A 10,466-nucleotide genomic window follows, 5' to 3' on the forward strand; every position below is an offset into this window, starting at 1 on the left:
CGGGGACCGGCGCTGCCGGGTGCTGCTGGGTGACCGGTGCTGCTAGGTCACTCCTCGCCGCGGATGAAGGCCTCCACGCGACGGCGGCCCTCGTCGTCGGGCAGCTGCACCGGCGGGGACTTCATCAGGTAGGACGAGGCCGAGATGATCGGGCCGCCGATGCCACGGTCCTTGGCGATCTTCGCCGCGCGCAGCGCGTCGATGATGATGCCGGCCGAGTTCGGGGAGTCCCAGACCTCGAGCTTGTACTCGAGGTTGAGCGGGACGTCGCCGAAGGCGCGACCCTCGAGGCGGACGTAGGCCCACTTGCGGTCGTCGAGCCACTGGACGTAGTCCGAGGGGCCGATGTGCACGTTGCGGTCGTGGATCTTGTCCGCGAGCTCACCGTGCAGGTTGGAGGTGACGGCCTGGGTCTTGGAGACCTTCTTGGACTCCAGGCGCTCGCGCTCGAGCATGTTCTTGAAGTCCATGTTGCCGCCGACGTTGAGCTGGTAGGTGCGGTCCAGCGCGACGCCGCGGTCCTCGAACAGCTTCGCCATCACGCGGTGGGTGATGGTGGCGCCGACCTGGCTCTTGATGTCGTCGCCGACGATCGGGACGCCGGCGTCCTCGAACTTCTTGGCCCACTCGGGGTCGGAGGCGATGAAGACGGGCAGGGCATTGACGAAGGCCACGCCGGCGTCGATGGCGCACTGGGCGTAGAACTTGTCGGCCTCCTCCGAGCCCACCGGGAGGTAGGACACGATGACGTCGGCCTGGGTGTCCTTGAGGACCTGGACCACGTCGACCGGCTCGGCGCCGCTCTCCTCGATGGTCTGGCGGTAGTACTTGCCGAGGCCGTCGAGGGTCGGGCCGCGCTGGACCTCGACACCGAGGGTCGGCACGTCGGCGATCTTGATCGTGTTGTTCTCGGAGGCGTTGATGGCCTCGGAGAGGTCCTTGCCGACCTTCTTGTCGTCGACGTCGAACGCCGCCACGAACTCGACGTCGCTGACGTGGTAGTCGCCGAACATCACGTGCATGAGACCAGGCACGGTGGTGTCGGGGGTGGCGTCCTTGTAGTACTCGACACCCTGGATGAGGGAGGTGGCGCAGTTGCCGACTCCCACGATGGCTACTCGAACCGAACCCATCGGATTCCTTCCTTACTTCTGCTGGTCGGCCGCGGGGCTCGCGGGCGGTGTGGTCGTGCTGGTCATGCGGTCGGGACGACGGGCGAGGTCGTCGGCGACCCGCTCCGCGTCGATGAGGTCGGACAGCCAGCGCACCTCGCGCTCGACCGACTCGACCCCGTGTCGCTGGAGCTCGGCCGCGTAGCGGTCGACCTCCTTCTGCGTCATCGAGAGCTGGCCCTGGACCCGGTCCAGCCGCTCCTGCAGGCGGGTGCGCCGTCCCTCGAGCACCCGCAGCCGGATCTCCATGTCGGTGCGTCCGAAGAAGGCGAACCGGATGTCGAAGTTGTCGTCCTCCCAGGCGGTGGGACCGACCTCCGACATCAGCCGCTCGAACTCGCGGTGGCCGGCGTCGGTGACCTGGTAGACGATGCGCGGCCGGCGGCTGACCGGGGTGCCCGGTGCCTGCGTGGCCGCGACCTCCTCGATGAGGCTGCCCTTGAGCATCTTCTTCAGCGTGGGGTAGAGCGAGCCGTAGGACAGCACCCGCCCCCACCCGAGCATGAGGTTGAGCCGCTTGCGCAGCTCGTAGCCGTGCATGGGTCCCTCGTGCAGCAGCCCGAGGACTGCCAGCTCGATGGTCTCTCCACGACGTGCCATGCGACCTATCGTAGCGATATATCCGTCGAACGCGAACGCTGGACCTATCCAGGTCACCGTGTCGCGTGACACGTCGTACGCCGGTGCCGGCGCGGGCCGGGTGCGTACCCTGAGGGACGGTCCGGGGGCGCCGCGCGGCGCGCTGCGGGCCGGGACGACCCTCGAGCACCCCCGGGAGAGACGACGTGAGTGGCAAGCGCAGGGCCGACGGGCCCCCCGTGACACGGGCCCCGAAGCAGAAGGGTGCCCTGAAGCGCCGCGTGCTGAAGACGGTGAAGTGGCTCTCGATCCTCGGGGTCGTGGGCCTGCTGCTGGCCGCCGGCGGCTTCTACTACCTCTACACCGTCACCGACATCCCTGACGCCAACGAGGACTTCGAGGCGCAGACGTCGTTCGTCTACTACGCCGGCGGCACCGAGGAGATCGGCAGCTACGCCACCCAGAACCGCGTGCCGGTCGCCTTCGAGGAGATCCCCCAGGAGCTGCGCGACGCCGTCGTCGCCGCCGAGAACCGCACCTTCTGGACCGACAGCGGCATCGACCCCAAGGGGATCGCGCGGGCGTTCCTCAACAACGCCACCGGCGAGTCGACCCAGGGCGCCTCGACGATCACCCAGCAGTACGTCAAGGTCCTCTACCTCACCCAGGAGCGCTCCTACACCCGCAAGGTGAAGGAGGCGATCCTGTCGCTGAAGGTGGCGCGCCAGCAGAGCAAGACCGAGATCCTCACCAACTACCTCAACACCATCTACTTCGGTCGCGGCGCCTACGGCGTGCAGGCGGCGGCGCAGGCCTACTTCACCAAGGACGTCGGCGACCTCACCCTGCGCGAGTCGGCGGTGCTCGCCTCGGTGCTCAACAACCCGACCAACCTCGACCCCGACAACGGCCGCGACGCCCGGCAGGAGCTCAAGGGCCGCTACGACTACGTGCTCGAGAGCATGGCCGAGCTCGACATGGTCGAGCCCGCCGCCGCCGAGAAGGCGCTCAAGCGGCTCCCCACGTTCCCCGAGATCGACGCCGAGAGCACCTACGGCGGCCAGAAGGGCCACGTGCTGACCCTCGTGCGCAGCGAGCTGCGCCGGCTGGGCTACTCCGACGAGGAGATCGACGGCGGGGGCCTCGAGGTGACCACCACGCTGACCCCGCAGGCGATGAAGGCCGCCGAGGACGGCGTGCTCGCGGCCAAGCCCGAGGGCTTCGGCGACGAGCAGCTGCACATCGCGGTGGCCAGCGTCGAGCCCGGCACGGGGGCGCTGCGCGGCTTCTACGGCGGCCAGGACTACCTGCAGTCGCAGCTGAACTGGGCCGTCGAGGGCGGCATGGTCGGCTCGACCTTCAAGCCCTTCGCCCTGGCGACGGCGATCCAGCAGGGCTACTCCATCCGCGACAGCTTCGAGGGCAACTCCCCCTACGAGTTCCCCGACGGCCTGCAGGTGCGCAACGAGGGTGTGGGCCCCGACGGTCTCGGCAACGACTACGGCTCGAGCGTCGACGGCGTCTACGCCATGGAGCAGTCGATCAACACCGCGTTCGTCGACATGTCGGCGAGCATGGACGACGGCCCGGCCAAGATCTACGAGACGGCCGAGAAGATGGGCGTGCCGCCGCCGGAGGCCGACCAGGAGTACCCCGGCATCCCGCGCACCAGCGTCGACCTGAGCCCCGAGGACACCCTCATCACCCTCGGTCGCGCGCGGATCAGCCCGATCAACATGGCCAACTCCTACGCCACCATCGCCAACGGCGGCGAGCGGGCCGACGTGCACCTGATCGAGAAGGTCGTCAGCCCCACCGGCGACGACTACGAGTGGGACGGCCCCACCCGCCGTGCGCTCGACGAGGACATCGCCGCCGACGTGTCCTACACGATGGAGCAGACCGTGCTCGAGGGCACGGGCGCCACCGCGAGCAACCTGGGCCGACCGGCCGCGGGCAAGACCGGCACGGCGACCAACGACGACGACGAGGTCTCCTCGGCGTGGTTCGTCGGCTTCACCCCGCAGCTGTCGACCGCGGTGATGTACGTGCGCGGCGACGGCGACGACCAGCTCGACGGCTGGCTGCCGTCGTACTTCGGCTCCGACTACCCCACCGACACCTGGCTGGCGGTGATGCAGCCGCTGATGGAGGGCCGCGAGGTCGAGGAGCTGGCCGACCCCGTCTACGTCGACGGCGACGCCCCCGACGGCCAGGAGGACTACGTTCCGCCGAGCACCGAGGCCCCCGAGCCGGCGCCCACGCAGCCCCAGCCGCAGCCGAGCCGGACCCCCTCGGCCCAGCCGACGCCCACGGAGGAGCCGACCCCGACCGAGGAGCCGACGCCCACCGAGGAGCCGACGCCCACCGAGCCGACCGACGACCCGACGATCCTGCCGCCGCCCCCGCCCGAGGAGCCGACGCCCAGCCCGACGCCCTCCCAGGGCGGGAGCCGGGGCGCGAGTCCCTCGCCCGCGGCCGACACGGGTCCCGCGGAGCGGCGTACGACGGCGACGTCCACTCCCGTGATGGCGGCCCGGTCACCCTGGACGACCGGCTGGCTCTGGCCGTGGTGACCCCGCGTGGGTGAGGTCGCCGGCGACGCCGGGGCCACCGGCGTGCGCCCCCTCGACGGCCACGTCCACCCCACGCGCGACGACGCCGTGGCCCGCGCGCTCAGCGAGGGCCTCGGCGGCCCGGTGGGCGAGCACGCCGGGCGCCACCGGTGGTGGACGCCGGTGCGGGTGCTGCTCGCGCTCACCGCGGTGTGCTTCGCCCTGGGCATGGTGCAGAAGAGCGGGTGCTTCGAGCGGACCTGGCAGGACAACCAGGCCGGCTACGCCCAGATGTGCTACTCCGACCTGCCCTACCTCTACACCGGCCGCGGCCTGGTGGAGCGGGCCTGGCCCTACTCCGACGACCCGGCCGTGCGCGAGCGCTTCCCCGAGGTCATGGAGTACCCCGTGGGGATCTCCTACCTCGCCTACGGCACGAGCCTGCTCACCCAGGCCGTGGTCGGGTGGCCCGACCTCGCGCCCCGTCAGGCGCTCGCGACCGACCAGCTCTTCGTCGACCCCGAGGTCAGCCAGGAGATCCGGTGGTTCATGGTCGTCAGCGCGCTGGTCTTCGCCGCGCTGGCCCTGCTCACGACGTGGTTCGTGGCCGGCACCCACCGGCGCCGCCCCTGGGACGCCGCGATGCTGGCCGCCTCGCCGACCCTGCTGCTGACCGGGCTGATCAACTGGGACCTGCTCGCCGTGGCCCTGACCGCCGGCGCGGTGTGGGCCTGGTCGCGCGAGCGGCCCGTGCTCACCGGCGTCATGGTCGGCCTCGGCACGGCGGCCAAGCTCTACCCGCTCTTCCTGCTCGGCGGGGTGCTCGTCGTGTGCCTGCGCCAGCGGCGCTACCGCGAGCTCGCCGTCACCATCGCGGTGGCGGTGGCGGCGTGGCTGGTGGCCAACCTGCCGGCCCTGCTCACCGGACCCGAGCAGTGGCGGGTCTTCTGGAGCTTCAACTCCGAGCGCGGACCCGACCTGGGCTCGCTGTGGCTGGTGGCGCGCGACGCGCTCGACACCGACATCACCGCTCACACCGTCAACGTCGGCTCGTGGCTGTTCTTCGGCGCGTGGTGCCTGGGCGTGCTGGTGCTGGGGCTGCGCGCCCCGCAGACCCCGCGGCTGGCCCAGCTCGGTTTCCTCGTCGTGGTCGGCTTCCTGCTGGTCAACAAGGTCTACTCGCCGCAGTACGTCCTGTGGCTGCTCCCGCTGGCGGTGCTGGCCCGCCCGCGCTGGCGCGACCAGGTGGTCTGGCAGGGCGCCGAGATCCTCTACTTCGCCTCGGTGTGGTGGTACCTCGGCGGCTACCTCGCCCCGGGCGGCGGCGGCGACGCCGGCTTCTACTGGGTCGCGATCGTCGTGCGTGTCGCCGGCGAGCTCTACCTCACCGCGCTCGTCGTGCGCGACGTGCTGCGCCCGGAGCGCGACCCCGTGCGGGCCGCGCCCGACCTGGGTGGGGGCTCAGCCGCGCCGGGCCTGCCGCCGGGCGGCGGGGCGGGTCAGGAGACGACGACGCGGTCGAACGACGTGGTGGTGTAGCGCACCCGCACGTCGATCAGCTCGCCCACCTGCGGCACGCGGGCGCCGCCGGGCAGGAACAGCATCGAGGCCTGCATGTGCGGGGGCTCGGCGAAGAGTCGCTGCTTGCCGTCGGTGGAGAAGGGCGAGCGCACGAACCCGACGGCGTCGAGGCCGCCCCGCGCCAGGGCGCCGGCGCGGGCCTTGATGCTCGAGTCGCCCGTGGGCGCCTCCAGGCCGATGCCGTGGGCGGTGCCGCCGGAGACGATGAGCAGGTGGCCGTCCTTGGGCACGGTGCGCGAGCGGTAGCCGAAGGCGTCGCCCCGGCTGACCGGGTGCACGTCCAGCACGGTCGAGGTCACCCGCATCGCCTCGCGCGCGCCCAGCCACAGCGCCGTGCCGATGCGCGGGCGCAGCCGGAAGTCGGGGTACGCCGCGCGCAGCTCGGCCAGCTCGGCGTCGGTCAGGTGGCTGACCCAGATGGTGCGCGCGCCGGGGGTGTCGGGCAGCTCGGCGCCCGCCACGTCGGTCATGAGGCGGTGCACCTCGCCGACGTGGGAGCCCTGCTGCAGCGGCAGGTGGAAGGCGATGCCCTCGAGCCGGGCCCGGGGGTGGGAGCGCAGCTCGGCGGCGACGGCCCACAGGTCGCGTGCGCTCAGGCCGTGGCGCTGCATGCTGGTGAGGCGCTCCAGCACGAAGCGGGCGTCGGGCTGGCGCGCCAGCAGGTCGCGCACGTCCTCGGGGCGGCTCAGGGTGTGCACCAGGCGCCCCGACAGCGCGGGGTCGACCTCCAGCGCCGACTCGAAGGGCCGCCACGGGGTGAGCACCAGGAGGTCGCCGTCGAAGCGGCTGGCCAGGTGCGGCAGCTCGTCGTAGGTGCCCACGGCGATGGTGTCGACGCCGTGGCCGCGCTCGTCGAGCCACTGGGCCCTGCGGGCCAGGCGGCCCAGCGTGAAGCCGTAGCCGTTGCCCTTGCAGACCGGCACCAGGCCGGGGTGCTTCTCGGCGGTGGCGAGCAGGTGCTGGCGCCAGCGCTCGCCGTCGACGGTCAGGGTGAGGCTCATGTCGTCAGCGCCGCTTCATGTAGAGGTCGAAGGCCTTGTAGAGGACCGTGCTCAGCGGCAGGTCCCACTCGCCTGCGTACTCGACGGCCTCGCCGCCGGTGCCGACCTTGAACTGGATCAGCCCGACGTGGGAGTCGTCGCTGTCGAGGGTGTCGGTGATGCCGCGCAGGTCGTAGACGTCGGCGCCGGCGGCCAGGGCGTCCTGCACCATCGCCCACTGGGCGGCGTTGGAGCCGCGCACCTCGCGCTTCTCCGTGGAGGAGGCGCCGTAGGAGTACCAGCTGTGGGCGCCGACACGGATCGCGATGGTCGCGGCCACCAGGTCGCCCTCGTGGCGCGCCAGGAAGAGCTTGATCCGGTCGGGGTCCTCGGCGGCGAGGGCCTCGACCATGGTGCGGAAGTAGGACAGGGGTCGCGGGGTGAAGTGGTCGCGCTCCGCGGTGTGGACGTAGAGGGCGTGGAAGGCCTCGAGCTCGGCCAGGGCCTCGGCCGCGCCGGTGGTGGCGGTGACCACCACGCCCTCCTTGGCGGCCTTCTTGATGTTGCGCCGCCACAGCTGGTTCATGCCCTTGAGCACGTCGTCCTCGCTGCGGGGGCTGCCGTCGGCCGTGCGCAGCGGCACCTGGAAGACGTACTGCGGCTGACCGGCGGCGAAGCCGCCCTCGACCTGCTGCGGCAACCAGCCCAGCTCGCGCAGTTGCGAGACCACGCGCGCGCCGGTGTGGTCGCGCTCGGAGGGCGCGACCTGGCCCAGGGTGCGCACGCCGTCGTCGGCGATGCCGGCCTTGACCTGGGCGGCGCTCCACCGGCGGCAGACCACGGGCGGGCCCATGCGCACACCGAAGGCGCCCTGGCCGCGCAGGTGCTCGGTGAGCGGGTCGAGCCAGGCGCGCAGGTCGTCGCCGGCCCAGTCGATCACGGGACCCTCGGGCAGGTAGGCGAGGTAGCGCCTGAGCTTGGGCAGCTGGCGGTAGAGCACGAGCGCGGCGCCGACGGGGGCGGCGCCGCCGGGCTCGAAGAAGCCGATCGACTCGCGGCGCCACTCCGCCTTCACCCGGCCCCACGCGGGGGTCTGCAGGAAGCTCGCGGAGCGCTGCGTGGCCAGGAAGGCCAAGTGCTCCGCGTCGGAGATCGGGCGCACGCTCAGGGCGCTGGCGGTCTTGTCACGGGGCACGGCTGCGAGGCTACCGGTCCTCGCCGGCCGGTCCCGGCACCCCTCCGGGGGCTCCCCGTGGCCCGTGGTGCGGGCCACGGGGCGCCCGTCGTGGTGCGGGTCGTGGTGGGGGTCGTGGTGGGGGTCGTGGTGGGGGTCGTGGTGCGAGGGTCGTGGTGCGGGCGGTGGTGCGGGCGGTGGTGCGGGCGGTGGGCGCGGGCCGTGGGTGCGGGCCATGGGTGCGGGCCCGGTCGTGCGGGCGGCGGCGGGACGGGGGCCGGCGTACGTCAGAGCCGCGCGCGCAGCCAGGCGAAGTCGGCGACGTGGGCCTCGGCGGGGCCGGGGGTCTCGCAGACGACCGGGGCGCCGGCGTCGCGGACCACCGCGGCGAGGAGGTCGGGGTCGATGCGTCCGGCGCCGAAGTTGGCGTGGCGGTCGGCGCCGGAGTCGAAGTCGTCGCGGCTGTCGTTGCAGTGCACGAGGTCGATGCGCCCGGTGATCGCGAGGACGTCGGCGACGACGCTCTCCAGCGCGTTGCCGCCGGCGTGGGCGTGGCAGGTGTCGAGGCAGAAGCCGACGCGGTCGGCCTGCTCGGCGCCGGAGATCGCGTCCCAGACCCGGCTGATGCGCTCGAGGTGGCGGGTCATGGCGTTGTCGCCGCCGGCGGTGTTCTCGATCAGCAGCGGGACCTTGAGGTCGGTGGCCTCGACGGCCTTGCGCCAGTTGTCGAAGCCCTTCTCCGGGTCGTCGGCCTTGCCGACGTGGCCGCCGTGCACGACGAGCCCCTGGGCGCCGATCTCCGCGGCGGCGTCGACGTGCTGCTGGAGCAGCTTGCGGCTCGGGATGCGGATGCGGTTGTTGGTCGTGGCCACGTTGATGACGTAGGGGGCGTGGACGTAGAGGGCCACCCCCGCGGCCTCGGCGGCGTCGCGCAGCCCGGCCGCGCCGCCGGCGTAGGCCACCACCGGGCCCTTGTAGCTCTGCGGGTCGCCGAGGAAGAGCTGCACCAGCGGCGCGCCCCGCTCCTGGGCCTCGGTGATCGGGTCGACCTGGTCGACGTGGGCCCCGATCCTGATGCCTGCCTGCGCCGCTGCCTGGGTTGCCTCGCTCATGGCGCCACCCTACGAGCGTCCGCCGACGCCGGGTGCGGCCGGCGGTGCGGCCCGGCGGGGCGGCCGGCGGTGTGGCCCGGCGGGGCGGCCTGCGGTGTGGCCCGGGGGTGCGGGGTCGTGGATCACGCGATTGCGTGGACCGGATGGGCTGCCGGGTGTCGTCGCGTGGTGCTGGGTCGTGGATCGCGCCATCGCGTGGAGCGGGGGCGGTGCCGGCTGCGGCCGGGTGGTGCTGGGTCGTGGATCGCGCCATTGCGTGGACCGGATGAGCTGCCGGGTGTGGCTTTGCGTGGTTCGCGCCGTCGCCGCCCGTCGAGGACCGCCGCAACCACGCAAACCGTCCGCGGGCGCGCCTGACGGGCCCGCCCACCCGGTGCCCGTGGAGGAGCGGTACCTGTGGAGGAGCGGTCGCGCGCGAGTGGGTGCGGTGACAGCCTCGGAGGGTCAGGCCGGTCGACCGGGAGGGGGAGCATGACTCCGTGGCCTCCCGGTGACCCCGGTGACCCCGTCGCCGCCCGGCGCGGCACGGCTCGTCGCACCGGTGCCCCGCGTCGTGGTGCGCCCCGCCTCGCCGCTGCTGCTGCGGTCGCCGTCGCGCTCACCGCCGTGGTGGTCGCCCTGTTGAGCCCCGTCGCGGCGACCGCGTGGTCGACTGGCTCCGCGGCGGGCCGCCCGCTCACCGCGCGAGAGTCGGTCGGCGACGAGGGGCTCCGCCCGGTCGACGGGGCCACCGGTGCCGAGCGGCCACCGGTGCTCACGACCGGGCGCTACCGCGACCGCACGGTGGAGCCGACCTCGCAGAACATCTACTCCGTGCGCCGCGCCCTGCCCGGCTCGACCGTGGTGGTGGGGGCCACCGTCACCCACGGGCCGGGCGGCCAGGGTGGCCAGGGCGCTACCGCAGGCACGGGCGCCCCGGGGCCCGGTCGGCTGACCGTGCTCCTGGGCTACCCCCGCGCCGACGGTGGCGGCTTCGTGCCCTGCGGGCGCTCCGACCGCTCGCCGCTGACCCGCGCGGCGCGGATGCCCCTGTCCACCGACGTCGCCTGGTCGGTCGAGGCCCGCGGCTGCCCGGCCCGGGGCGAGCTCAGGGTCGCGGTCTTCGCCGTGCGGACGTCCGGGGTGCCGGTCGGCAGTGCCTACGAGCTCGACGTGTGGGAGGTCCCCGCGCCGGGTGGGACGTCGCTGCCGGAGCCGGCCCCGGGCGCCGGGGCGCACCCCGACGCCGGCGTCGCCACCACCACGGTCGTCGCGGCCGCGTCGCCCGCCACGGCACCGGTGCTCGAGCCGGGCGCGGGCGTCCACGTCGCGCT

The 10,466-nt window shown here is 73.2% G+C and carries 7 protein-coding genes and 1 pseudogene; 3 read left to right on the forward strand and 5 right to left on the reverse strand.

What is annotated here, in order from left to right; all coding sequences use genetic code 11:
* Nucleotides 1-47 precede the first annotated feature (47 nt).
* Both LPA27_RS07240 and LPA27_RS07245 read right to left on the reverse strand, forming a co-directional pair.
* The gene (locus LPA27_RS07240) at nt 48-1,133 is read right to left on the reverse strand and encodes an inositol-3-phosphate synthase (RefSeq protein WP_056865092.1); all 1,086 of its coding nucleotides are present in this window, start codon (nt 1,131-1,133) and stop codon (nt 48-50) included.
* Between the two features lie 12 nt (nt 1,134-1,145).
* Nucleotides 1,146-1,772, reverse strand: coding sequence for a PadR family transcriptional regulator (locus tag LPA27_RS07245; protein WP_056865091.1), 627 nt, complete (start codon nt 1,770-1,772; stop codon nt 1,146-1,148).
* Nucleotides 1,773-1,990: 218 nt separating this feature from the next.
* On the opposite strand from LPA27_RS07245, the gene LPA27_RS07250 reads away from it, so the two are divergent.
* The gene (locus tag LPA27_RS07250) at nt 1,991-4,327 is read left to right on the forward strand and encodes a transglycosylase domain-containing protein (protein WP_228942008.1); all 2,337 of its coding nucleotides are present in this window, start codon (nt 1,991-1,993) and stop codon (nt 4,325-4,327) included.
* A 6-nt stretch (nt 4,328-4,333) separates the two neighbouring features.
* Entirely contained in the window at nt 4,334-5,845 is a 1,512-nt protein-coding gene (locus tag LPA27_RS07255; RefSeq protein WP_228942009.1) for a glycosyltransferase family 87 protein, read from the forward strand.
* Here the strand turns inward: LPA27_RS07255 and LPA27_RS07260 are convergent.
* The 3 genes from LPA27_RS07260 to LPA27_RS07270 form a co-directional block, all read right to left on the reverse strand.
* The gene (locus LPA27_RS07260; RefSeq protein WP_228942010.1) at nt 5,806-6,888 is read right to left on the reverse strand and encodes an alanine racemase; all 1,083 of its coding nucleotides are present in this window, start codon (nt 6,886-6,888) and stop codon (nt 5,806-5,808) included. The genes LPA27_RS07255 and LPA27_RS07260 overlap by 40 nt on opposite strands.
* Nucleotides 6,889-6,892: 4 nt before the next feature.
* On the reverse strand, nt 6,893-8,062 hold the full coding sequence (locus tag LPA27_RS07265; protein WP_228942011.1) for a lipid II:glycine glycyltransferase FemX: 1,170 nt from the start codon (nt 8,060-8,062) through the stop codon (nt 6,893-6,895).
* Nucleotides 8,063-8,328: 266 nt separating this feature from the next.
* A complete protein-coding gene (locus LPA27_RS07270; protein ID WP_228942012.1) occupies nt 8,329-9,153 on the reverse strand; it encodes a deoxyribonuclease IV in 825 nt (274 codons plus the stop codon).
* A gap of 471 nt (nt 9,154-9,624) precedes the next feature.
* On the opposite strand from LPA27_RS07270, the pseudogene LPA27_RS07275 reads away from it, so the two are divergent.
* Nucleotides 9,625-10,466: pseudogene (locus LPA27_RS07275) on the forward strand (hypothetical protein); the annotation flags it as partial.

The sequence above is a fragment of the Nocardioides sp. Leaf374 genome (assembly GCF_916862475.1).
GTDB classification, from domain to species: domain Bacteria; phylum Actinomycetota; class Actinomycetes; order Propionibacteriales; family Nocardioidaceae; genus Nocardioides; species Nocardioides kribbensis.